This window comes from Sphingomonas sp. GM_Shp_1 (assembly GCF_026540895.1).
Taxonomy (GTDB): domain Bacteria; phylum Pseudomonadota; class Alphaproteobacteria; order Sphingomonadales; family Sphingomonadaceae; genus Sphingomonas.
The window spans coordinates 52,725-76,668 of record NZ_JALNUR010000018.1 but is presented as its reverse complement, the minus strand read 5'-3'; the positions used below and the strand labels follow the sequence as shown (position 1 = coordinate 76,668).

24 protein-coding genes are annotated in these 23,944 nt (G+C 66.0%); 7 read left to right on the top strand and 17 right to left on the bottom strand.

Annotated features, from left to right (window positions below):
- The 3 genes from OXQ33_RS10910 to OXQ33_RS10900 all read left to right on the top strand — a co-directional run.
- Window positions 1–1,113, top strand: a 1,113-nt coding sequence (locus OXQ33_RS10910) for an efflux RND transporter periplasmic adaptor subunit (RefSeq protein WP_267434711.1), incomplete at its 5' end; no start/stop codon positions are given.
- The gene (locus tag OXQ33_RS10905; protein ID WP_267434710.1) at window positions 1,113–2,672 is read left to right on the top strand and encodes a DHA2 family efflux MFS transporter permease subunit; all 1,560 of its coding nucleotides are present in this window, start codon (window positions 1,113–1,115) and stop codon (window positions 2,670–2,672) included. The genes OXQ33_RS10910 and OXQ33_RS10905, both read left to right, overlap by 1 nt.
- An 86-nt stretch (window positions 2,673–2,758) precedes the next feature.
- A complete protein-coding gene (locus OXQ33_RS10900) occupies window positions 2,759–3,553 on the top strand; it encodes a ThuA domain-containing protein (protein ID WP_267434709.1) in 795 nt (264 codons plus the stop codon).
- 4 nt (window positions 3,554–3,557) lie between these two features.
- Here OXQ33_RS10900 and OXQ33_RS10895 read toward each other — a convergent pair whose 3' ends face one another.
- The 14 genes from OXQ33_RS10895 to rpsB form a co-directional block, all read right to left on the bottom strand.
- A complete protein-coding gene (locus tag OXQ33_RS10895; protein WP_276040060.1) occupies window positions 3,558–4,961 on the bottom strand; it encodes an L-serine ammonia-lyase in 1,404 nt (467 codons plus the stop codon).
- A gap of 33 nt (window positions 4,962–4,994) precedes the next feature.
- Window positions 4,995–5,357 carry a PilZ domain-containing protein gene (locus OXQ33_RS10890; RefSeq protein ID WP_267434708.1) on the bottom strand — a complete coding sequence of 121 codons (363 nt, stop codon included), beginning with the start codon at window positions 5,355–5,357 and terminating at the stop codon, window positions 4,995–4,997.
- A gap of 292 nt (window positions 5,358–5,649) precedes the next feature.
- Window positions 5,650–5,880, bottom strand: a complete 231-nt coding sequence (gene rpmE, locus OXQ33_RS10885; protein ID WP_058717894.1) for a 50S ribosomal protein L31 — start codon at window positions 5,878–5,880, stop codon at window positions 5,650–5,652.
- Between the two features lie 107 nt (window positions 5,881–5,987).
- A complete protein-coding gene (fabZ, locus tag OXQ33_RS10880; RefSeq protein WP_267434715.1) occupies window positions 5,988–6,440 on the bottom strand; it encodes a 3-hydroxyacyl-ACP dehydratase FabZ in 453 nt (150 codons plus the stop codon).
- Window positions 6,441–6,471: 31 nt separating this feature from the next.
- Window positions 6,472–7,143, bottom strand: a complete 672-nt coding sequence (locus OXQ33_RS10875) for an OmpH family outer membrane protein (RefSeq protein ID WP_267434707.1) — start codon at window positions 7,141–7,143, stop codon at window positions 6,472–6,474.
- A complete protein-coding gene (gene bamA / locus OXQ33_RS10870; RefSeq protein ID WP_267434706.1) occupies window positions 7,143–9,863 on the bottom strand; it encodes an outer membrane protein assembly factor BamA in 2,721 nt (906 codons plus the stop codon). Before bamA ends, OXQ33_RS10875 begins: the two co-directional genes overlap by 1 nt.
- 79 nt (window positions 9,864–9,942) lie before the next feature.
- Entirely contained in the window at window positions 9,943–11,079 is a 1,137-nt protein-coding gene (gene rseP, locus OXQ33_RS10865; RefSeq protein ID WP_267434705.1) for an RIP metalloprotease RseP, read from the bottom strand.
- The gene (gene dxr / locus OXQ33_RS10860) at window positions 11,076–12,233 is read right to left on the bottom strand and encodes a 1-deoxy-D-xylulose-5-phosphate reductoisomerase (RefSeq protein ID WP_267434704.1); all 1,158 of its coding nucleotides are present in this window, start codon (window positions 12,231–12,233) and stop codon (window positions 11,076–11,078) included. Before dxr ends, rseP begins: the two co-directional genes overlap by 4 nt.
- Entirely contained in the window at window positions 12,233–13,000 is a 768-nt protein-coding gene (locus tag OXQ33_RS10855) for a phosphatidate cytidylyltransferase (protein WP_267434714.1), read from the bottom strand. Before OXQ33_RS10855 ends, dxr begins: the two co-directional genes overlap by 1 nt.
- A gap of 53 nt (window positions 13,001–13,053) precedes the next feature.
- Complete coding sequence (locus OXQ33_RS10850; protein ID WP_267434713.1) at window positions 13,054–13,770, bottom strand: isoprenyl transferase; 717 nt, start codon at window positions 13,768–13,770, stop codon at window positions 13,054–13,056.
- Window positions 13,771–13,811: 41 nt separating this feature from the next.
- Window positions 13,812–14,369 (bottom strand): ribosome recycling factor, encoded by a 558-nt coding sequence (gene frr, locus OXQ33_RS10845; RefSeq protein ID WP_267434703.1) that lies wholly within the window; start codon window positions 14,367–14,369, stop codon window positions 13,812–13,814.
- Window positions 14,370–14,372: 3 nt separating this feature from the next.
- Window positions 14,373–15,098, bottom strand: coding sequence for a UMP kinase (gene pyrH / locus OXQ33_RS10840; protein WP_267434702.1), 726 nt, complete (start codon window positions 15,096–15,098; stop codon window positions 14,373–14,375).
- A gap of 348 nt (window positions 15,099–15,446) precedes the next feature.
- Entirely contained in the window at window positions 15,447–16,382 is a 936-nt protein-coding gene (tsf, locus tag OXQ33_RS10835) for a translation elongation factor Ts (RefSeq protein WP_267434701.1), read from the bottom strand.
- A 160-nt stretch (window positions 16,383–16,542) separates the two neighbouring features.
- On the bottom strand, window positions 16,543–17,352 hold the full coding sequence (rpsB, locus tag OXQ33_RS10830; RefSeq protein WP_267434700.1) for a 30S ribosomal protein S2: 810 nt from the start codon (window positions 17,350–17,352) through the stop codon (window positions 16,543–16,545).
- A gap of 167 nt (window positions 17,353–17,519) precedes the next feature.
- Here rpsB and OXQ33_RS10825 point away from each other — a divergent pair, with 167 nt between their 5' ends.
- Entirely contained in the window at window positions 17,520–17,960 is a 441-nt protein-coding gene (locus tag OXQ33_RS10825) for a hypothetical protein (protein WP_267434699.1), read from the top strand.
- Here OXQ33_RS10825 and pssA read toward each other — a convergent pair.
- Together pssA and OXQ33_RS10815 are read right to left on the bottom strand one after the other, a co-directional pair.
- On the bottom strand, window positions 17,896–18,723 hold the full coding sequence (gene pssA, locus OXQ33_RS10820) for a CDP-diacylglycerol--serine O-phosphatidyltransferase (protein ID WP_267434698.1): 828 nt from the start codon (window positions 18,721–18,723) through the stop codon (window positions 17,896–17,898). The genes OXQ33_RS10825 and pssA overlap by 65 nt on opposite strands.
- 12 nt (window positions 18,724–18,735) lie before the next feature.
- Window positions 18,736–19,458 (bottom strand): phosphatidylserine decarboxylase, encoded by a 723-nt coding sequence (locus OXQ33_RS10815; protein ID WP_267434697.1) that lies wholly within the window; start codon window positions 19,456–19,458, stop codon window positions 18,736–18,738.
- A gap of 142 nt (window positions 19,459–19,600) precedes the next feature.
- Between OXQ33_RS10815 and OXQ33_RS10810 the strand changes: the two genes are divergently transcribed.
- Together OXQ33_RS10810 and OXQ33_RS10805 are read left to right on the top strand one after the other, a co-directional pair.
- A complete protein-coding gene (locus OXQ33_RS10810) occupies window positions 19,601–20,821 on the top strand; it encodes an NADP-dependent isocitrate dehydrogenase (RefSeq protein WP_267434696.1) in 1,221 nt (406 codons plus the stop codon).
- 112 nt (window positions 20,822–20,933) lie between these two features.
- Entirely contained in the window at window positions 20,934–21,476 is a 543-nt protein-coding gene (locus OXQ33_RS10805) for a TIGR02594 family protein (RefSeq protein ID WP_267434694.1), read from the top strand.
- A 32-nt stretch (window positions 21,477–21,508) separates the two neighbouring features.
- On the opposite strand, the gene OXQ33_RS10800 is transcribed toward OXQ33_RS10805, so the two are convergent.
- Window positions 21,509–21,961 (bottom strand): cytochrome C, encoded by a 453-nt coding sequence (locus tag OXQ33_RS10800; protein WP_267434693.1) that lies wholly within the window; start codon window positions 21,959–21,961, stop codon window positions 21,509–21,511.
- A 112-nt stretch (window positions 21,962–22,073) separates the two neighbouring features.
- On the opposite strand from OXQ33_RS10800, the gene OXQ33_RS10795 reads away from it, so the two are divergent.
- On the top strand, window positions 22,074–23,852 hold the full coding sequence (locus OXQ33_RS10795) for a cation:proton antiporter (protein WP_267434692.1): 1,779 nt from the start codon (window positions 22,074–22,076) through the stop codon (window positions 23,850–23,852).
- Window positions 23,853–23,944 lie beyond the last annotated feature (92 nt).

The window sequence follows — 23,944 nt, the reverse complement described above, 5'->3', positions numbered from 1 at the left end:
AGGGCACGCAGGATGGGACTGACCATCCTGGCCATCGTCGTGGTCGTCGCTGCGATCGTCTGGGCGGTGTTCCACTTTCTGCTCGCCAAGCCGGAGGAGGAAACCGACGACGCCTATGTCGCCGGGGACGTGGTGGCGATCACCGCGCGCGATCCGGGTACGGTCCTGGCCATCCATGCCGACAATACCCAGACGGTGAAGGCGGGCGCGCCGCTGCTCGATCTGGATCCCGCGACCGCCGATGTGGGGCTGGCCTCCGCCGCCGCCGAACTGGCGCGCGCGGTGCGCTCGACCCGCGCCGACTTCACCAAGGTCAACCAGAGCGGCGCGGCGATCGTCCAGGCGCAGGCCGAACTGGCCCGCGCGCGCGACGACTATGCCCGCCGTCGCGGTGCCGCCGCCGAGGGCGCGGTGTCGGGCGAGGAACTGTCCCACGCCGCCGATGCGGTGAAGGTCGCCACCGCCAATCTGAACCTCGCCCGCGCCCAGGCGGCGCAGGCGCGCACCGCCGTGCAGGGTACCGAGGTCGGCACCAATCCCGCCGTGATGGCCGCGATCGCCGCCTATCGCCGCGCCGCGATCACCCGCAACCATATGCACGTCATCGCGCCGATCACCGGCGTCGTCGCCCAGCGCACCGTGCAGGTGGGGCAGCAGGTCGCGGCGGGCACTCCGCTGATGGCGGTCGTCCCGCTCGACCGTCTGTGGGTCGACGCCAATTTCCGCGAGACCCAGCTCAAGGACCTTCGCATCGGCCAGCCCGCGACGATCGTCGCCGATATGTATGGCGGCAAGATCGTCTATCACGGCAAGGTCATCGGCCTGGGCGCGGGCAGCGGCAACGCCTTCGCCCTGCTGCCGCCGCAAAATGCCAGCGGCAACTGGATCAAGATCGTCCAGCGCGTGCCGGTACGCATCGGCCTGAACGCCAATGAGCTGCGCCAGAACCCCTTGCGCGTCGGCCTGTCGGCGACGGTGACCGTGGACACCGCCGATCAGCGTGGGCCCCGGATCGGCACCGCCGCCACCCAGGCCTATCGCACGCCTGCGACCGACGCGAACGACCCGGCGGTCGAGGCCCGGATCGCGCAGATCATCGCGGCCAATCGCTGATGGCCGGGGCCCCTGCTCACGCCGGTGCGGAGGATGGCCCCGCCCCGCTGAAAGGTCCGGCGCTGGCACTCGTCGCCTTCGCGCTGGCCTTGGGCACCTTCATGCAGGTGCTCGATACGACCATCGCCAACGTGTCGCTGCCCACCATCGCGGGCAATCTGGGCGTCAGTTCGGACAATTCGACCTGGGTGGTCACCGCCTTCGCCGTGGCGAACGGCGTGGCGGTGCCGCTGACCGGCTGGCTGATGGGCAAGTTCGGGGTGGTGCGCACCTTCTGCGTGTCGGTGCTGCTGTTCACCATCGCCTCCTTCCTGTGCGGCATCGCGTGGAACCTGTCCTCGCTGATCGGTTTCCGCGTGCTTCAGGGCGCGGTGTCGGGGCCGATGATCCCGGGCAGCCAGGCGCTGCTCATCTCGATCTTCCCGCCGCAGAAGCGGTCGACCGCACTCGGCATCTGGTCGATGACCACGCTGGTCGCGCCGATCATGGGACCGATCCTGGGCGGCTACATCTCCGACAATTATCACTGGAGCTGGATCTTCCTGATCAACGTGCCGGTCGGCCTATTCTGCGCCGGCGTGTGCTGGCGCGGGCTGTCGAGCCGAGAGACGCCGACCCGCAACCTGCCGATCGACAAGGTGGGGCTGATCATGCTGGTCGTCTGGGTCGGCGCGCTTCAGATGATGCTCGACCTGGGCAAGAATGACGACTGGTTCCATTCGACCCGGATCGTCGTGATGACGGTGATCGCGGTCGTCGGCTTCGTCGCCTGGCTGATCTGGGAGTTGACCGACGCCAATCCGGCGGTCGACCTGTCGCTGTTCAAGGGGCGCAATTTCAGCATCGGGACGCTGGCCTTTTGCCTGGGCTATGCGGTGTTCTTCGCCAACACGCTGTTGCTGCCGCTCTGGCTCCAGACGCAGCTGGGGTACACCGCGACCTGGGCGGGTCTGGTGGCGGCGCCCAGCGGGGCGGTCGCGGTCGTGCTGACCCCGATCGTCGCGCGGCTGTCGGGCAAGGTCGATGCGCGGGTGATGGCGACGATCGCCTTCGCGGCGTTCGGCGTCTCCTATTGGATGCGCTCGGGACTCAATACCCAGGCGAGCTTCGGTGACTTCGTCCTGCCCCTGATGGTGCAGGGGATCGCGATGAGCACCTTCTTCCTCGCGATGCTGACCATCGCGCTGGACGGGGTGCCGCCCGCGCGCATTCCTTCGGCCACCGGCATCTCCAACTTCGCGCGCATCACCGCGGGCAGCTTCGCCGCCTCGCTAACCACGACCATGTGGGACCGGCGCGAGGCGATGCACCAGGCGCATCTGTCCGAGGCGATCGGCCAGGGCCCGGTGTGGCAGATGGCGAAGAACGGCCTTGGCCATCTCGGCCTGACCGACGTTCAGGCCGCCGCCGCCGTCACGCGGCAGATGGTGGGGCAGGCCTATCTGCTGGCCTCGACCGACATTTTCTATGTCTCGGCCTGGCTGTGTATCGTACTGGCGGCGCTGACCTGGTTCACCAGACGGCCCAAGCCGCATGACGGCCCCATCGCGGCGGATTGATCCCTTATTTCTCCCCTGCAAGGGCAGGGGAGGAATGCATTGCCCTTCACCGACATCTTGCTACCCTCCGGAAAAACGGGAGAGGGATGATGTTGAAAACGCTGGCAATGATGGCGATGATCGCGGTAGCGCAGGTCCCGTCCGACCCGCATCTCCCGCCCAAGACCGTGGACAGCGTCGCCCCCACCCTGCCCGCCGGGATCACGCGCGGGGTGCTGATCGTCTCCAAGACCAATGGCTGGCGGCATATCGAGCATATCCCGCATTCCAATATCGTCCTGGCCGACATCGCCAAGCGGCTCGGCCGCCCCAGCTTCACGACCGAGAATGCCGCCGTCTTCAACGACGCGCAATTGTCGCGCTTCTCCGTCATCGTCCTGAACAGCGCCAGCGGCGACTTCCTGACGCCGGACCAGCAGGCCGCCTTCACCCGCTTCGTCGCGCGGGGCGGCGGTGTGGTCGCGCTCCATGCGGCGGGCGACGACAGCCATAAGGAGCCCTGGTATGCCGATACGATCATCGGCACGACCTTTATCGGCCACCCGAACGGCGAAGATCATATCCAGTCCGCCCGCGTCATCGCCGCCGCACCGCGCCACCCGATCCTGGCGGGGATCCGCATGCCCTGGGTCGCGCGCGACGAATGGTACAGCTTCAGCGGCAATCCCGCCGCGCGCGGCATGACCGTGCTCGCCCAGGTGGATGAAGCGAGCTATCGCCCCGGCGACATGCTGCGCATGGGCACCCATCCCGTCATGTGGACCAATCCGCACGCCAAGGGTCGGGTCTTCTATTCCGCGCTGGGGCATGAGCCGCAACTCTATGACGACCCCGCCTATCGCCGCATCCTGACCAACGCGATCCGCTGGGCGGCGCGCTAAGCACTCAGCATTCGACGACGTTGACCGCCAGGCCGCCCAGGCTGGTTTCCTTATATTGGGATTTCATGTCCTCCCCGGTCTGGCGCATCGTCTCGATGACCTGGTCCAGGCTGACGATGTGCCGCCCATCGCCGTGGAGCGCCAGATAGGCGGCGTTGATCGCCTTGATCGCCCCCATGGTATTGCGCTCGATACAGGGGATCTGGACCAGCCCGCCGATCGGGTCGCAGGTCAGGCCAAGATTATGCTCCATGCCGATCTCGGCGGCATTCTCGACCTGCGCCGGATTGCCGCCCAGCGCCGCCGCCAGCCCCGCCGCGGCCATCGAGCAGGCCACGCCGACCTCCCCCTGACAGCCCATTTCCGCCGCCGAGATGGACGCCCGCTTCTTGTAGAGCATCCCCACCGCCGCCGCCGTCAGCAACAGCGTGCGCACCCCGTCGCGCGTCGCACCGTGGACGAAGGTCTCATAATAGCGCAGCACCGCCGGGATCACCCCCGCGGCACCGTTGGTAGGCGCGGTGACGACACGGCCGCCCGCCGCATTCTCCTCGTTCACCGCCAGCGCCCAGAGGCTGACCCATTCGAACACCAGACTGGGATCGGAGCGCGGCCCCCGGTCAAGCAGCTTCTGCTTGATCGCTTGGGCGCGGCGCTGGACCTTCAGGCCACCGGGTAGAATGCCCGATGCGGCACAGCCCCGCTCGATCGCGCCGCACATCGCATCGCGCACCCGGTCGAGAAACGCGTCCGTCTCCGCGTCCGCGCGCCAGGCCGCCTCGTTCGCGCGGACGATCTGGGCGATCGACAGGCCGGTTTCCGCCGTGCGCTCCAGCAGCTCCGCGCCAGAGGCGAAGGGATGCGCCAGCCGCCGGTTGGTCCGCATCGGCTCGGCACCCTCCATCCGGATCGCACCGCCGCCGATCGAATAGAAACGCCGCACCACCGCGCTGCCGTCAGCCAGAAAGGCGGTGAAGACCATGCCGTTGGGATGCGCAGGCAGGAACCCCGGGCGGAACAGCAGGTCGGCCTCATAGTCGAAGGCCATGGGATGCCGCCCATCCAGCCCGATTTCCCCCGACCGCGCGATATCCGCCAACAGGCCCTCGATCGCATCGGGGTCGACCGTCTCCGGCGTCTCCCCCGCCAGCCCGAGCAGGACCGCCCGGTCGCTATGATGCCCCCGCCCGGTCAGCGAGAGCGAGCCGAACAGTTCTGCCTGCACGCGCTGCGGGATGAGACCGGTGTCGAGCATCTCGGTGGCAAAAGCCTTGGCCGCGCGCATCGGCCCCACCGTATGCGAACTGGACGGGCCGATACCGATGGTGAACAGCTCGGTCACGCTGACGGCGGCGACGCTGTCTTCGCCACGCGGCAAGGCGGTCACGGGGGTGGCGGACAGGGTCAAGATCGTTCCAATTGTTACGGCTTTACCCGTTGACTAGCCCAACTCCCTGCGGCTGGCCAGCCATGCCTTGGCGATCTCCCAGTTCTGCGACGATAGCTCGTCGAGCAGTTCGGGGGACAGCGGTCGACGGAACCGGCACCGGGCGGAAAAATCGGATGCGGACACGACCCGCGCCATGACCCCATCGGTCTCCGGCAGATAGAGACGGATGACCGACTTCAGGACAAGCGGAATATAGGTCTGAAGCTGAACGCCTTCGCGCGATATCTGCAACACCTTGCACAGCGCCCGCGCGAGGCCGTCATTCGCGGGCTCCCCCTCCGCCGCCGTTGCCGCCGCGTCCATCGAACGACGACGGCGCCGGAAGGTGACGGTCTCGAACTCGGCGGCGAACATTCGCCGAAGGCTATGGCTGGTTGGTTAAGGAAGGGTTTAGAACGGGATGGCATCAGGTTGATCCACCTTCCCCTTCAGGGGAGGGGCCGGGGACGCTTCCACAAACGCGGCGCCCTGGGTGAGGCCCCACCCCAACCCCTCCCCTGAAGGGGAGGGGCTAGGCTCGGGTCGGCTCCATGTCATCCTGCTTTAGGATCGGCCCTCCCGGCCCTTTGCGGCACGCATGAAAAAACCCGGCGCCTCCACAGGAAGCACCGGGTTCTTTCGGCATTCGCTCCAAAGAGCGACGCGATTACTTGCGGAGCGTGAGACCGCCGCCGAAACGCTTGTTGAAGCGCGCGACCTGACCGCCGGTGTCCAGCAGCGAGCCACGGCCACCGGTCCAGGCCGGGTGCGCCAGCGGATCGATATCCAGCTGCATCGTGTCGCCTTCCTTGCCCCAGGTGGAGCGGGTTTCGAACACGGTGCCGTCGGTCATCTGCACCTTGATCATGTGATAGTCGGGATGCGTATCGGTCTTCATGATATTGCTCCGGAAATGGCTGGTTCCGACCAGCCTGAAAGCGGGAAGCGCGGCCCATAGCGGACCGCGCTCCCTTAGTCAAAGTGCGAACCCGTCGGAGCGCGCCGTCAGGCGGGCTTGGGCGGATCGGCGATCATCGCGGTGAAGTTCGCCTCGGCGACGGTCACACCGTCGATCTTGGCGACACCGGCGAACTTGCAGACGCTCGACCGCTTCTGGACGAATTCGACCTCCAGATGGAGCAGGACGCCGGGTTCCACGGGCTTGCGGAACTTGGCGCCGTCGATCGCCATGAAATAGACGAGCTTGCCGGAACCGGCGAGGCCCAGGCTCTCGACCGCCAGGACACCGGCGGCCTGCGCCAGAGCCTCGACGATCAGGACGCCAGGCATGATCGGACGACCGGGGAAATGCCCCTGGAAGAAGCCTTCGTTGATCGTCACCGCCTTCACCGCGCGGATCGATGTGTCGAGGACCAGTTCCTCGACACGATCGACCAGCAGCATCGGATAGCGGTGCGGCAGGGCCGCCATGACCCGCCCGATATCGAGCGGGCCCATGGTGGTCTTCTCCGTCTCGCTCACGGACGGATTACCGGCCGCTGTTCTGACGACGCGCGGGCGCCGGAGCGGCGGCGGCCGGAGCCGTGGCGGCGGGGGCCGCACCCTGCTGCTGACCCTGCTGGCCGGGCTGCCAGTTGGCGGGCGGCGTGATGCTGACGGTCGGGACCAGCTTGTCCAGCTCGGCGGTCACTGCCGAGGTGATGTCGGCGGTCGGCTGCATGAACAGCACCGCCTGCGGGCTGACCAGCAGGCTGACATTCTTGGCGCGGACGGCATTCTGCACCGCTTCGCCCAGACGCGCCTGGATCTGCTCGACCGCATAGGTCTGCGCACGGACGGCGGGCTGGGTCAGGCGCGCCAGTTCCTGCTCGGCGGTCTGCTGCTTGGTCTGGATCGCCTGTGCCTGGGTGCGCAGCGCCGCTTCGTTGGCATTGGGGGCCGAACGCGCGGTCTGGAACGCCTGGACCAGCGGCTCCAGCTCACGGCTGAGCGCGGTGCGGCGGGTTTCGGCCTGATCGAGCTGCGCCTTGTAGGTCGTCTCGATCTGCTGGCGGGCGGCCGTCCAGGCGCGCGAACCGGCGATCGCACCCTGCGGGTCGGCGACGGCGACGCCGTTCACCTGGGCCTGGGCGGTGGTCGCAACGGTCGCCGCCGGAGCGACGAGGGCCGCCGCGAGGAAAAGCTTCGTCATGGTCTTCATCAGAACTGCGTCCCTACGTTGAAAGTAATAAGCTTGGGGTCATCCCCGGGTTGCGTGATCAGGGCCTTGGCCAAATCGATGCGCAGCGGGCCGAACGGCGAGTTCCAGTTCACGCCGATACCGATCGACACGCGCGGCTTCCACGTGCCGCCGTAGAATTCCTCGACGGCATAGCTGGTGTTCTGAAGCGCGATGTTGGTCGTGGTGCCCGAGCATGTGCCGCCCGCGGTCGACGAATAGCCGGTGGCGCAGGTGGTTTGCAAATTGGCGATGCTGGCATCGGCGGTGCTGGGCACCTGATAAATCTGTCGCCCCTGCCCGTCGACCAAGGGCGCGGGTGCCAGCGTCGGCGAGCCGTCCTTGTTGAACAGCGGATTGCCGTTGGCGTCACGCGCCTGCGGGAAGTTGAGCGACGGCAGCGGACGGGTGACGCCCCACAGGCTACCCGCCTGGACATAGATGCTGGGACGCAGGCCCATCTCACGAGCGCCCGAACCCAGCGGCAGTTCCAGCTCGGCGCGGGCGAGGTAATACGCCCGGCCGCCCAGCGAGTCGTCGACGATCTGATCCCGATCGGTCTGCTTCGACTGGCTGCCATCCGCAGCGACCACATAGGGCACGCGCAGCACGCGCGGACCGACGCCGCGAATGTCGAAGCCGCGGAACTGCGGCTCGCCGAGATAGAAGCGGTCGACGATGCGGACCGGATCGATGCCGGGCCCACGGCTGCCTTCCAGCGAGTGGATATAACCGCCCTCGCCGAGCAGCGAGAAGACGAAGCCCTTGCCCAGACCCATGAACTTCGCGCCCTCGGCCCGGGTGCGGATATATTTCACGTCGCCGCCCAGACCGGCAAAGTCCTGGCTGAACGAGAAACGATGTCCGGCGGTCGGGCGCAGACGGCTGTTCAGGCTGTCATAGATCAGCGAGTAGCCGACCGAAGAGGTCCAGCGATTGCCGATCGAGTCGCACAGATAGCGGCCCGCCGTCTGATAGTTGCAGGTGCCGTCGGCGTTGAAGAAGGACGAGTCCAGACCGACCTCGTCATAGGTCAGGCCATAGCGACCCGACAGCGACCAATATTCGGTCAGCGGCACGCCCGCACGCACCTGGAACCCGGTCGACACCTGGCTGTAGGTCGTCTGGCGCGTCGTGCCCAGATAGTTGAACGAGTTGAAATCGCGGCGGAACACGTCGACGCCCAGCGCGATATTCTTGTCGAACACATAAGGCTCGGTAAAGCCCAGCTCGATTGACTTGGAATAGGCCGAATAGTTGACGCCCGCGCGCAATTCCTGGCCCTTGCCGCGGAAATTGCGCTGGGTGATGTTCGCCTGGATGATGAAGCGTTCCAGCGACGAATAACCCGCCGACAGCTGGAGCGAGCCGGTCGACTGTTCCTCGACATTGGTTTCCAGGACGATGCGGTCCGGAGTCGAACCCGGATTCTGCTTGATCTCCAGCTTTTCCTGGAAATAGCCGAGCGAGTTGATGCGGTCCTGGCTGCGGCGGACCTGGAAGCTGTTGAAGGCATCGCCCTCAGCCACGCGGATTTCGCGACGCACGACCTTGTCCTGCGTCTGCGTGTTGCCGTTGATGTCGATCCGCTCGACATAGGTGCGCTTGGCTTCGGCGATGTTGAAGGTGATCGACATGGTCAGCGCTTCCTTGTCGCGCTGGAAATTCGGTTCCACGTCGGTGAAGGCATAGCCGAACAGGCCCGCCGTCTGGCTGAGGCTGTCGATCGAGTCCTCGATCAGCTTGGCATTGTACCAGTCGCCCTTCTTCATGGGCAGCGACTGGGCGAGCTTGTCATTGTCGAAGTCGCGGATCTGGCTGTCGACCTTGACGTCGCCGAACTTATAGCGCGGGCCTTCCTCCACCACATAGGTGATGATGAAGTCCTTCTTGTCCGGCGTCAGCTCGGCCACCGCGCTGGTCACGCGGAAATCGGCATAACCGTTGCTGAGATAGAAGGCGCGCAGCTTCTGCTGGTCGGCGGCCAGGCGATCCTGGTCGTAGCTGGTGGCCGAGGACAGGAAACGGAACCAGCGCGACTGCTTGGTGTACATGGCACCGCGCAGTTCGTCGTCGGAGAATTTCTCGTTGCCGATGATGTTGATCTGGCGGACCTTGGACTTGGGGCCCTCGCTGATCTCGAACACCACGTCGACGCGGTTCTGGTCGAGATTGACCATCTTCGGCTCGACCACCGCGCCGAACCGGCCTTGGCGGCGATAGAGTTCGACGATGCGCGCCACGTCCTGGCGAACCGCGGTCCGGGTGAAGATCTGACGCGGAGACAGCTTGATCTCCTTCTTGATCTTGTCTTCCTTCAGGCGCTTGTTGCCCTCCAGAATGACCCGGTTGATGATCGGGTTCTCGCGCACGCGCAGGACGATGTCGCCGGATTCGACGCCGGAGATCGAGAAGTCGGCGAACAGCTCCGACGCCTGAAGATCCTTCAGCGCCTGGTCGAGCGTTTCGGGGGTATAGGGGATGCCGACCCGCAGCTTGGTGTAGGACAACACCGTCTCGGGCTCGATACGCTGGGCCCCTTCGACGCGCAGCGTCTTGATCGTCCGCACCGGTGCGGGTGCGACCGCCGGAGCCGGGGCGGCGGCGGTGCCGGGCGCGGCCGGGGCGGTCTGCGCCCAGACGGGGACGCCGGACAGCATCGTGCCCGCCAGCAATATGGCGCCCGCGCGCACAGTCTTCATACCCGTCATTGCTGTCACCAAACCCACCCCAGAAAAGTCGAACCGACCCCTGTCGTAACCGCGCCCTGCCCCATCGTCGTCAACCGATCAAGCCGGCGATATTCCGCCAAAGCCCCAAATTGCCAAGATCGTTGAATGTAACAAACAGCATCAGGGCCAAAATTGCGATCAAACCGCCGCGAAATGCCCATTCCTGAGCCGCAGGCTCCAGGGGGCGTCGCCGCACCGCTTCGATCGCATAAAAGAGAAGATGCCCGCCATCCAGCATCGGCACTGGCAACAAATTGATGAACCCGAGATTGATGGACACCAGCGCCACGAAGAAAACAAAGGCATCGAGGCCCAGCGACATCTGTTCGCCGGACACCTTGGCGATGGAGACCGGCCCGCCCAGTTCCTTGACCGAGCGGCGGCCGGAAATCACCTGGCCCAGCGTCTCGACCATCATCCGGACGATCTCACCGGTGCGCTCAACCGCGACGACGGGCGCGCGCAGCAGGCCGACCGGGCGGAGATCGACCTCGCCCGAGCCGCGAAGCCCCAGGCGTCCGATGCGATACGCATTGCCGAATCGGTCGCGCTGCTGCTCGGTGCCGATGACGGCGTCCGTGGTGAAGCGGCGCCCGCCGCGCTCGGCGGTGATCGTCACCCGCTCGCCCGCGCGGATCTGTACATAGCGGGCGATGTCGGCGAAATCGTTCACGTCGCGGTCACCGATCGCCGTCACCCGGTCGCCCGCGCGCAGCGTCGTGGTCGCCGCCGCGCTGCCGGGCATGACCTGACCGACCACCGGGGGGATCACCACTTCGCCATAGGCATAGGCGAAACCGGCGAGGATCAGGATCGCGGCGAAGAAGTTGATCGCCGGGCCCGCCGCGACGATGATCGCGCGCTGCCACACGGGCTTCGCCTGAAAGGTCCGGGCGCGCTCCTCCGGCGGCAGCGAAAGCCAGGCGGCATCGGCCTGGCTGGCCGGGTTCATGTCACCGGCGAATTTCACGTAACCGCCCAGCGGCAGCCAGCCGACCTTCCACCGCGTGTCACGCTTGTCGGTGAAACCGAAAATCTCCCGACCGAAACCGATCGAGAACGTCTCCGCCTTCACCCCGAACCAGCGACCGGCGAGGTAATGGCCCATCTCGTGCACGAACACGAGCGGACCGAGAGCGAGAACGAAGGCCAGGATGGTCAACAACAGGCCGGGAGTTTCGATCAAACGACGCAATCCTCAACACGCTCGGCCGCCAGCACCCGCGTTTCCGCATCGATCGCGATCACCGCATCGAGCGTTTCCGGCGGGGCCGGGTCGTAGCGATGGAGAACATGTTCGACGATTGCGGCAATTTCGAGGAAGCCGATGCGTCGCGCGAGAAAAGCCGCGACCGCGATCTCGTTCGCGGCGTTCAGAATGGCCGGCGCCGCCCCACCCGCCTCCAGCGCGGCACGGGCGAGCCGCAGCGCGGGAAAGCGCACCGGATCGGGTGCGGCGAAGTCCATCCGCCCCAGCGCGACCAGATCGAGCGGTGCCATCGGTGTCGGCATCCGGTCCGGCCAGGCCAGGCAATGCGCGATGGGCACGCGCATGTCGGAAGGGCCAAGCTGCGCCAGCATCGATCCGTCGACATAATCGACCGCCGAATGGATGACCGATTGCGGATGGAGCACGATCTCGATCCGGTCGGCGGGGACGGGAAAGAGGCGCGCCGCCTCGATCAGTTCCAGCCCCTTGTTCATCATCGTCGCCGAATCGACCGAAATCTTGGCACCCATCGACCAGTTGGGATGTGCCACCGCCTGTTCGGGGGTGACATGGGCCATCTCTTCGGTGGTCGATTCGCGGAACGGACCGCCGCTGGCGGTCAGGACGATCCGCCGCACCCGCTCCGGCCGGGCGAAGTCGAAGCATTGATAGATGGCGTTATGCTCGCTGTCGGCGGGAAGCAGCGTCGCCCCCGCCCTGGCCGCCGCCGCCAGCACGACCTCGCCCGCCGACACCAGAGGCTCCTTGTTGGCAAGCACGACGGTGCCGCCATTGGCGATCGCCGCCATGGCGGGCTCCAACCCCGCGCAGCCGACGATCGCGCCCATGGTCCAGTCGGCGTGCAGCGCCGCCGCCTCGATCACCGCCGCGCGACCGCCCGCCACGCGCGTCGCGGTGCCCGCCAGCGCCTCGCGCAGATCGGGGAGGCAGCGTTCGTCGGCGACCACCGCCAGTTCCGCCTCGGTCCGCTTCGCCGCCGCCGCCAGCTTGGCGACGTCGCAATTGGCGGTCAGCGCGCGGACACGGTACCGGTCGGGCTCGCGCTCGATCAAATCCAGGGTCGAGGTGCCGACCGAACCGGTCGCTCCCAAGATCGTCACGCTGCGCATCAGAACAGGCCCGGCAGGAAGATCAGGAACGCCGCCACCGGCGCGACGGGCACGATCCCGTCCAGCCGGTCCATCACGCCGCCATGGCCGGGCAGGACATTGCCGCTGTCCTTCACGCCCGCCCGACGCTTCAGCCAGCTTTCGAACAGGTCGCCCATCTGCGCCAGCACCGCCAGGAACGGCGTCGCGATTACCAACGGCAGGGGCAGGTCATGGCCCCAGCGCATCAGCATGGCCAGCAGGGTCGCCGCCGCGACACCGCCGATCAGGCCGGACCAGGTCTTGGCCGGACTGATCGTGGGAGCCAGCTTCGGCCCGCCGAATTGCCGCCCGACGAAGAAGGCACCGCTGTCGCAAGCCCAGACGATCGCCATCGCCCAGAGCGACAGCGCCAGCCCATCGTCATGCAGACGGATCGCCAGCAGCGAAAAGACCGGCAGACCGACATAGAGCGCGCCCGCGCCATAATCGGGGCGACGCGAAATGATGGTCAGGAAGAAGAAGACGCCCGCGATCAGCCCCAGCGCGAAGAAGCCCGGCCCCGCCGCCAGTCCCGGCGCCATGATGGCGAGCGGCACCGACAACGCGAACTGGGCCAGCCGCTTGCGCGAACGATCGACCTTCAACAGATCCGACCATTCGGCCATCATGAACAGCCCGACCACGACCGCCAGCAGCCAGAAGGCCAGGCCACCCAGCGCCAGGCACAGGCTGGCCACCGCGATCATCACGATACTGGCGAGCACCCGCTTGGTCAGATTCGACATGCTCTTGACCGGGGCCGCTTCGGGCGCCCCGGTCGTCGGGATTTCGGGGTCGGTCACAGGCCGCCGAAACGCCTGTGCCGTCGGCCGAACTCCGCCACCGCATCCGCCAGCGCCGCTTCGTCGAAATCGGGCCAGAGCGTGTCGACGAACAGCAATTCGGCATAGGCCGCCTGCCACAGCAGGAAGTTGGACAGACGCTGCTCGCCCGAGGTGCGGATCACCAAATCGAGCGGCGGCAGGCCGTTGGTCTGCAACTCGCCCTCGATCGCCTCCGGCGTAATCGCGTCCGCCGTCATCTCGCCGGCGACCACCTTCGATGCCAGTCGCCGGGTCGCCTCGACCAGCTCGGCCTGCGCGCCGTAATTCAGCGCGATCGCCAGAATGGGACCGGTATTGGCGGACGTCCGCGCGATCGCATCGTCGATCATCGCGACCAGATCGGCGGGAAACCGGTGATAGTCCCCGATCACCCGCAGCCGGACATTGTCCGACACCAGCTCGGCCAGATCCTTGCGCAGGAAGATGCGGAGCAGACCCATCAGGTCGCTGATCTCGGTCTCGGGCCGCCGCCAATTCTCCGAAGAGAAGGCATAGAGGGTCAGCGCCTCGATCCCCAGCGCACGCGCGGCGCGGGAGATGCGGCGCACCGCCTCCACCCCGGCCTTGTGACCGGCGAAGCGCGGCAGCAGACGGCGTTTGGCCCAGCGGCCATTGCCGTCCATGATGATCGCGACGTGACGCGGGACCGCACCCGTATCGGGCACGGCCACCAGCGACCCCAGAGCCGTCTGGGCCGAGGCGGCCGGAGGACTCACTTGCCCAGGATTTCCTTTTCCTTGGCCGCCGCCGCCGCATCCAACTCGGCGATGGTGGCGTCGGTCAGCTTCTGCACTTCGGTCTCGTGGCGCTTGCGCTCGTCCTCGCCGAACAGGCCCTTCTTCTCGTCGGTCTTCAGGCTGTCCATGCCGTCGCGACGGACGTTGCGGACCGCGATACGCGCGCTCTCGGCATATTTGTTGGCGAGCTTGGCGAGTTCCTTGCGGCGCTCCTCGGTCAGGTCGGGGATCGGCAGGCGCAGCGTCTGGCCGTCATTGATCGGGTTCAGGCCCAGCCCGGCCGAACGGATCGCCTTTTCGACCGACGACACGTTCGTCTTGTCCCATACCTGCACCGACAACATGCGCGGTTCCGGCGCGGAGACGGTCGCGACCTGGTTCAGCGGCATGTGGCTGCCATAGACCTCGACGGTGACCGGATCGAGCAGAGCCGTCGACGCACGGCCGGTACGCAGGCCGTTCAGGTCGTGCTTCAGCGACTCGACCGCGCCCTGCATACGGCGCTCGAGGTCGGACTTGTCATAGGCTGCCATGAATTACGCTCCTTGGTTCTGGACGATCGTCGACACGCCTTCGCCGGCGAGCACAGCACCGAAATTGCCATGTTCGCGGATATTGAAGACGACGATCGGAATATTGTTGTCACGGCACAGCGCGATGGCCGAGGCGTCCATGACCTTCAGGTCGTCGGACAGGACCTTGGAATAGCTGACCGTGTCATAGCGGGTGGCGGTCGGCACCTTCTTGGGGTCGGCATCGTACACGCCGTCGACGCTGGTCCCCTTGAACAGCGCGTCGCACTTCATCTCGGCAGCACGCAGCGCGGCGCCGCTGTCGGTGGTGAAGAAGGGCGAACCCACGCCCGCCGCGAAGATCACCACGCGGCCCTTTTCCAGATGCCGCTCCGCGCGGCGACGGATGAAGGGCTCGCACACGCTGGCCATCGGGATCGCCGACTGGACCCGAGTATCGACGCCGATCTGCTCCAGCGCATTCTGCACCGCCAGCGCGTTCATCACCGTCGCCAGCATACCCATATAGTCGGCGGTCGCCCGCTCGAACCCCTTGGCCGCCGCCGACAGGCCACGGAAGATGTTGCCGCCACCGACCACGATGCACAGCTCATAACCCTGGGCCCGCACATCGGCGATCTCCTGCGCCACGCGCGCGGTGATCTCGGGCGAAATGGCCAGGCCCCCCTCACCCATCAGGACCTCGCCCGAGAGTTTCAGCAGGATTCGTTTAAAGCGCGGGCTCGTCATCGTTTCTCGGATCTTGGTGATGAAAGTGGCGCGGACCTTAGGCGGCGACCGGGCTACGGGCAACCACGCAGCGGCAGGTTGCGGGGATTTTCGTGGGACATGCGGCGGATGACCGCTGCTCCCAGGCTATGCCCGGGTGCGGCGGATACAGAGAGCAAAGCCTCATTCCCCAACGGCCGTTCAGGCTGAGCGAAGTCGAAGCCCATGGAACTGCGTTCACCCCATGCCCTTCGACTTCGCTCAGGGCGAACGGAGGTTAGGAGAGTCACCCACACGCAAAGGAGCGGCCACCTTCCGGCAACCGCTCCCCTATCACCTTGACCGTCCCATCACAGGACAGCGCGGATGTTACGCCTTCTGCGGAACGCCCGAAGCCGCAGCCACTTCGGCCGCGAAGTCCGACGCTTCCTTCTCGATGCCTTCGCCCAGCTGGAAGCGGACATAGTCCACCAGCTTGATCTCGGCACCGGCGTCCTTGCCGGCCTTCGCCACGACGTCGCTGATCTTGGTCTTGCCGTCGATCACGAACAGCTGGCTGACCAGCGCATGCTCCTTGCGATACTTGGCGATCGAGCCTTCGACCATCTTGGCGATGATGTCGGCGGGCTTGCCCGATTCGGCGGCCTTCTCGGTCGCGATCGCGCGCTCACGCTCGATCTCGGCCTCGTCCAGGTCTTCCTCGTTCAGCGCCTTGGGGAAGGCGGCGGCGATGTGCATCGCCAGCTGACGACCCAGCGACTGGAGCGTCTCGTCGGCGGCTTCCGACTCCAGCGCGACCAGCACGCCGATCTTGCCCATGCCCGGCGCCTGCTGGTTGTGGACATAGGACACGACCGCGCCCTTCGACACTTCGAGGCGCTTGGCGCGACGCAGCGACTGGTTCTCACCGATCGTCGCGACATTGTTGGTCAGCACTTCGGCGACGGTGCCGCCCTGCGGCATCGCCTGGTTCTTAAGCGCCTCGATATCGTCGCCCGACTTCAGCGCGATCGCGGTCACGTCGCGAACGAACGCCTGGAACTGGTCGTTCTTGGCGACGAAGTCGGTTTCCGAGTTCACTTCGACGGCGGCGCCGACGGTGCCGCTGGTGGCAACGCCGACCAGGCCTTCAGCGGCGGTACGGCTCGACTTCTTCTGCGCGGCCGCGAGGCCCTTGGTGCGCAGCCAGTCCAGCGCGGCGTCCATGTCGCCATTCGCCTCGGCCAACGCCTTCTTGCAGTCCATCATGCCCGCGCCGCTCTTTTCGCGCAGGTCCTTGACCATCGCTGCGGTGATATCGGCCATTGTCTCAATCCTCTGTCTGAAAAGGGGGATGCGGGTAGGGCCGCCCCATCGGGGGCGGCCCTTAGCACGGCTTGCATGTCAAGCCGATGTCACCGACCGAAGGGTTGCCCCGTCCGGTCGATGATCGCCCCGCCCGCACCGCGGGGCATGTTCCACGCGATTACGCGTCGATCTGGCGCTCGGCCTCGACGGCCTGCTCGGCCGCTTCGGTCGGGGCGACGGTCAGCGCTTCCTCGACGGGCGGCTCCGCCATCGCACCGAAGTCGGTGCCGCTGCGGCGCTGCTGCTCGTTATTGCCACGGGTCGCGGCGATCGCCACGGCCTCGCAGTACAGGCGGATCGCGCGGCTGGCGTCGTCATTCGCCGGAACCGGGAAGGCGATGCCATCGGGCGAGACGTTCGAATCGAGGATCGCGACGACGGGGATGCCCAGCGTGTTGGCTTCCTTGATCGCCAGCTCTTCCTTGTTCGCGTCGATCACGAACATGACGTCGGGCACGCCGCCCATGTCACGGATGCCGCCCAGCGACAGCTCGAGCTTGTCGCGCTCACGGGTCAGGTTCAGCACTTCCTTCTTGGTCAGGCCGTGCGTGTCGCCCGAAAGCTGCTCTTCGAGCGTCTTGAGGCGCTTGATCGAGTTGGAAATCGTCTTCCAGTTGGTGAGCATGCCGCCCAGCCAGCGGTGGTTGACGAAGTGCTGGCCCGCACGGCGAGCGGCCTCGGCGACCGGCTCCTGCGCCTGGCGCTTGGTGCCGACGAACAGGACCTTGCCACCGCCAGCGACGGTCGAGCTGATGAACTCCAGAGCGCGCGCGAACAGCGGCACGGTCTGCGACAGGTCGAGGATGTGGACGCCGTTGCGGTCGCCGAAGATGTAGGGCTTCATCTTCGGGTTCCAGCGGTGGGTCTGGTGGCCGAAGTGCGCGCCGGTCTCGACCAACTGCTGCATGGTGACGACAGGTGCCGCCATAAGATAATTCCTTCCGGTTAGTCCTCTGGGAAGCGGATGACGCGGCGGGCGAAGCCCATGCGCACCAGAATATGATGCTTCCCATGCGGTGTTGAGGGGCGCGCCCTTAGCCCAGCCGATACGCGATAGCAAGCGCAACACGCCGTTCGCGTTTGTTCCAATGCCGCTTGACACAGGAACAACAGCGGAACATAAAGAGCCCGCAAGGGAGAACAGGCCTTGATTGCGACGAGTCGCTATCGAAACGTCGTGAATTTGGCACCGTTCGACCTGCTGTCACGAAGGCAGCGACGGAACTGATCAAAATTTTCAATGGTTACGATCCGGTTAATGGGCTGGACCGTAGCGGACGGCAGGAGGCGGGCATCATGATGATCGTGGTGAGTGTTCTGGTTTTCATGGGCGCGCTGGTCGCTGCCATCGGTACCATCGTCATGATGATCGCGCCACAATGGCGTCGCATCCTTCATCTGGCCACCGGCCATGTCGAACCGGCCTTCACGCCGCTGGCGACCCTGGTCGTCGCCGAGCGTCGTATCGCGGTCAGGCGCTGGGCGGCAAGTTCGCCGGTGCCTTCGTCGCTGGCACGCCGCCGCGCTGCCGCTTGAGCCGGGCATAAGCGAGCATCGTGAAGGGTATGCTGATCAGATAAGCGAGGCACAGCGCGGTCAGGGCATGCCATGGTGCCGAGATCAACGCGACGCCGACGAGCACGATGATCGCCAGCGCCTCGAACCGAACATGGCGGCGCAGCCGGAACGAGGTCCAGGATAAAGTCGCCAGGCTCGACACCATGAGCAGCGCCACGAAAGCGACCCAGGGCGCCACGAGATAGGGCGAGGCGAAGAGCGGCTCGCCCGTCCAGAACCACAGATAGAGCGGCAACATGGCCAGCCCCGCCCCGGCGGGAGCCGGGACACCGGTGAAGAAGCCCGCGGTCTTGCGTGGCTGGTCGGTCACATCGAGTTGCGAATTGAACCGCGCCAGTCGCAGCGCGCAGAACACCGCCTGAAGCACCGCGCAGATCCAGCCGATCCGCGGCAGATGCTCCAGCGACCAGAGATAGAGGATCAGTGCAGGCGCGACGCCGAAGGAAATGGCGTCGGACAGGGAATCGAGTTCCGCCCCGAACCGGCTTTCCCCGCGCAACAACCGGGCAATACGGCCATCCAGTCCGTCGAGCACGGCGGCGACCATGATCATCGTCACCGCCGCTTCCCAGGACCCGGCAATGGCGAACTTCACCCCGGTCAGACCGGAGACCAGCGCCAGCGCCGTCACCGCATTGGGCGCGATCGCGCGCAATGGAAGCCCTCTGGGGGGCAGGCCGTCGGTCGAGGCGCGACGCGCGAAGCGGGGGGAAATGGCCATGTCGCTAAAGGCTTATTGGGCGATGCCGCTTATCGGCTTGCCGCCGACACGGCCCAGCACCGTTTCCCCGGCAACCGAGCGCTGGCCCAGGCAAACCTGCGGCGTGACGTCGTCGGGCAGATAGACGTCGACGCGGCTGCCGAAGCGGATCAGGCCGACCCGCTGGCCGGCCGCGACCATGTCCCCGGGCTTCACGAAGCCGACGATGCGTCGCGCGACCAGCCCTGCGATCTGGGTGAAGCCGATCTTGCGACCGTCGCGCCCTTCGACCACGAAATGCTGGCGCTCATTCTCGTCCGACGCCTTGTCGAGATCGGCGTTGAGGAACTTGCCCGAGATATACACGACCTGACGGATCACGCCCGCCACGGGCGTCCGGTTGATATGCACGTCGAACACCGACATGAAGATCGACACGCGCACCAGCGGCGCCTCGCCCAGTTCGCCGACCAGCTCGCGCGGGATCGGCACGCGCTGGATCATCGTGACCAGGCCGTCGGCGGGCGCGACGATCAGGTCGTCCCCCTGCGGCGTGGTGCGCACGGGGTCGCGGAAAAAGGCGGCGATCCAGATGCACAGGCCGACGAACGGCCAGAACAGCACTTTGGTGACGAGCGTCGCGAGCAGGGTCAGGCCCGCCCCGATCAGCACATATTTGCGCCCTTCGGGATGGACGGCGGGAAAGCGCCACTTGACGGTGGTGGTCGCGATGGGAGGCTTTTCGAGCGAAGGCATTACGCCTGTTTACCTGTCCACCGGCCATCGCACAATGATTTCGGTTCACCCCGGCTCCGCCACCCCGCGCCACAGGTGGTTGATCCGCCGCGCCCCCTCCCCTAGACGCATGCCCAAACCTGCCAATCTGAAGGATGCGCATATGGCGAAGATCAAGGTGAACACGCCCGTCGTGGAGATCGACGGCGACGAAATGACCCGGATCATCTGGGAGTGGATTCGCGAACGCCTGATCAAGCCGTATCTCGACATCGAGCTGGCCTATTTCGACCTGTCGGTCCAGAATCGCGACGCGACCGGCGACCAGATCACGATCGACAGCGCCCATGCGACGCAGAAGTACGGCGTCGCCATCAAGTGCGCGACGATCACCCCCGACGAGCAGCGCGTCGAGGAATTCGGCCTGAAGAAGATGTGGAAGTCGCCCAACGGCACGATCCGCAACATCCTGGGCGGCGTGGTGTTCCGCGAGCCGATCGTGATCAAGAACGTTCCCCGCCTCGTCCCCGGCTGGACCCACCCGATCGTCGTCGGCCGTCATGCGTTCGGCGACCAGTATAAGGCGACCGACTTCAAGGTCCCCGGCAAGGGCAAGCTGACCCTGAAGTGGGAAGGCGAGAATGGCGAGTCGATCGAGGAGGAGGTGTTCAACTTCCCGGCGGCTGGCGTCGCCATGGGCATGTACAATCTCGACGATTCGATCCGCGACTTCGCGCGCGCCTCGATGAACTATGGCCTGAATCGTGGCTGGCCGGTCTATCTGTCGACCAAGAACACCATCCTCAAGGCCTATGACGGCCGCTTCAAGGACATCTTCCAGGAAGTGTTCGACACCGAGTTCGCCGAGCAGTTCAAGGCGGCGGGCATCGAGTATCAGCATCGCCTGATCGACGACATGGTTGCCTCGGCCCTCAAGTGGCACGGCGAATTCGTCTGGGCTTGTAAGAATTACGACGGCGACGTGCAGTCGGACACGGTCGCGCAGGGCTTCGGCTCGCTGGGCCTGATGACCTCGGTCCTGATGACCCCGGACGGCAAGACGATCGAGGCAGAAGCGGCGCACGGCACCGTGACCCGTCACTATCGCCAGCACCAGCAGGGCAAGGCGACCTCGACCAACCCCATCGCGTCGATCTTCGCCTGGACCGGCGGCCTCAAGTATCGCGGCAAGTTCGACAACACGCCGGACGTGGTGCGCTTCGCCGAGACGCTGGAAAAGGTCTGCGTCCAGACCGTCGAGAATGGCCAGATGACCAAGGACCTCGCCATCCTGATCGGCCCGGACCAGCCCTGGATGACCACCGAGCAGTTCTTCGAGGCGATCCGCGTCAACCTCGAAACCGCGATGGCCGACTGGCAGTAAACTCCGTTTCGGTCCGGTCACCGATAGGCGACCGATCGCGAACCGCGCAATCTGGACCCGGGGGGCATGCCTCCCGGGTCTTTTTGCGTATCGCTCGATCGGGAGACATCGAATGGATCTGGGAAATTACAGTTGGCTGACAACCATCGGCACACTGCCGCGCATGGTGTCGGAAGCGCTGAAAATCTGGGGCGTCGAAGAGAAGCCCGGCGGCAAGAATAACCCCGAAATTCTGGCATGGGCTCAGGAGGTCGGTGGCGACGTCGCCGAATTCTATAACGCGGACTCCATCCCCTGGTGCGGCCTGACCATGGCGCTCGTGGCGCGCCGCGCGGGTAAGACGCCGCCCGCCAATCCTCTATGGGCACTTAACTGGCGCAAATTTGGAGAACCCAGCGGTCAGCCCGACCTTGGCGATATCGTTACCTTCACGCGCAACGGCGGCGGCCATGTCGGGCTCTATGTCGGTGAGGACGAAAGCCGCTATCATATACTCGGCGGCAATCAGGGGGACAAAGTCTGTATCCGCCCCTACGCCAAGGAGCGCTTCGTCGAGGCGCGCAAACCGCTCTATATGACCCCGCCCGCGACAGCGGTCCCCATATTGCTGCACGGCGATGGACAGCGGCCAGCCAATATGGTGGCGACCTTCTAACGGCGATCGACGTTCACCGCTGACTTTCACGCCTATCTGGAGCCGCCCTCATGCTCCAGATAGGCGATCACATCGGCCCGTGCGAGCGGGTCGGGCAATCCCGCGAAGGTCATCCTCGTGCCCGGTGCGAAGCGCTGCGGCGAGGCCAGCCAGCGATCCATCGTCGCCCGGTCCCAATGGCCGCCGATCCGCATCAACGCGGCGGTATAGCCGAAGCGGTCGCTGCCTCCCGCCACCGGCTTGCCCATGATGGCGTGCAGGTTCGGCCCGGCGCGATCCAGTTCGCCCTTGCCGATCGTGTGGCAGGCCAGGCATTGCCCGAAGGTCCGCGCCCCCGCATCGGCATCCGCGACGCGCATCAGCGTCTCCAGCGACGGATGGGGCCCCGCCTTCTTCAACCGCTCCGCCCGGCCATCGTCCCCGCACCCCGCCAGCAACAGCAGCGACAGCAAAGGCCCGAACAGCGAGAGGCGATAATCGATCATCGCCGCCCCCTAGCCCCGCATCGGTCGCACCGTCAGTGGACCGATCGTCCCATCCCCGTTACGCGCCATTAACGACCTGACAAGCGCGTCCAAGCCGGGTTAGTGTGTCGCCATGGCATTACGGCTCGACAATCAAGGCTTCTCCGATGCGCTGGTCATCCTCGGTTCTGCGGGGATCGTCATTCCGGCCTTTGCCCGCTTTCGGGTCAGCCCGGTCATCGGGTTCATTCTGGTCGGATTGCTGGTCGGCCCGGCGGGGCTGGGTTCGCTCGTCCCGCATGCGCCATGGCTTTACTATCTGACCATCTCCAACCCCGAGTCGATCGAACCCTTTGCCGAGTTCGGCATCATATTATTGTTGTTTTCCATAGGCCTGGAGCTGTCTTTTCGCAGGCTTTGGGCAATGCGGCGGCTGGTGTTCGGGACCGGCGCGGCGGAGTTGCTCGGCTCGGCAGCATTGATCGGCATCGCGCTGCATCTGATCGGACAGAGTTGGGCCGGGGCGATCGGGCTGGGGCTGGCATTGACCTTGTCGTCGACCGCGCTGGTGCTGCCACTCGTCGGGACGACCAGCCCGGTCGGGCGGGGCGCCTTTGCGATGCTGTTGTTCGAGGATCTGGCGCTGGTCCCGATCATCTTCGCGCTAGGGGCGATGGCGCCGACCGCGACCGATGAGGGCTGGGTCGGCATCGCGGGCGTCGCCTTGCGCGGCGGCCTGACGGTGGTCGCCATGTATCTGGGCGGCAGGATCGTCCTTCCCCGCCTGTTCGCCCAGGCGGCGCGCACCAAGAGCCCCGAATTGTTCCTCGCCGCCTCGCTGCTGGTCGTCATCGTCGCCAGCGTGGCGACCACGGCGGCGGGCCTCTCGCCGATCGTCGGGGCGCTGCTCGCCGGACTGCTGATCGCCGAGACCGAATATCACTCGGAGGTCGAGGTGATGACCGCGCCCTTCAAGGGGCTGGCGCTCGGCGTGTTCCTGATCACAGTGGGGATGAGCCTGGACCTTCGGCTGATCGCAAAGAACTGGGACATGCTGTTGCTGGCGGTGGTTGGCGTGGTCGCGGTGAAGGCGATCGTCACCTATCTGCTGCTCCGCGTCGCCCATGCCCGGCGCGGGGTGGCGGCGGAGACCGGGCTGTTGATGGGCAGTCCGTCGGAAACCACGCTGATCGTGCTGGGCACGGCGGCGCAGGCGCAGTTGATCCTGCCCTCGACCGCCAGTTTCTGGCAGACCGTGACCGCCATCGGCCTGACCATTACGCCACTCCTCGCCAAGGCGGGTCGAGTCATCTCCCGCCGGATCGAGGCGCGGAGCACCGACGGTCCGCCCGCGCCCGAGCCGGAGGCGGATGGCGGGCGCACCGTCATCATCGGCTTCGGCCGGGTCGGCAAGATGATCGCCGACATGCTCACCGTCCATGGCCAGGCCTATGTCGCGGTCGAGGCGGACATCGATTCGGTCAGCGAGGCGCGGCGGGCAGGCTATCCGGTGCTGTTCGGCGATGTCTCGCGCGCGGAACTGGTCGACCGGCTGAACCTCCCCGCCGCGCGCGCGCTGATCCTGACGATGGACGATCCGGTGCTGACCGTGAGGCTGGCACGGCGCATCCGCGACGCCGCGCCGGACCTGCCGATCATCGCGCGTGCAAGGGACATGGCGCATGCAACCGAACTATACCGCGCGGGCGTCAGCGAGGCGGTGCCCGAGACGCTGGAAAGCTCGCTGCAATTGTCGGAGGCGGTGCTGGTCGATCTGGGCGTCGCGATGGGACCGGTGATCGCGTCGATCCACGAAAAGCGGGATGAACTGCGTCAGGTGATCCGGCGCGAGGCGCAGTTGCAGCGCGAGCCGAGGATCCGGCGGCTGCGGCGGTTGGGGGAACAGGCCTAACCCAGTCATCCCCAAGCATAGCTTGGGGAGGGGGACCATCGCGAAGCGATGGTGGAGGGGCTTTGCCCCTTGCCCCTCCACCACGCCCTACG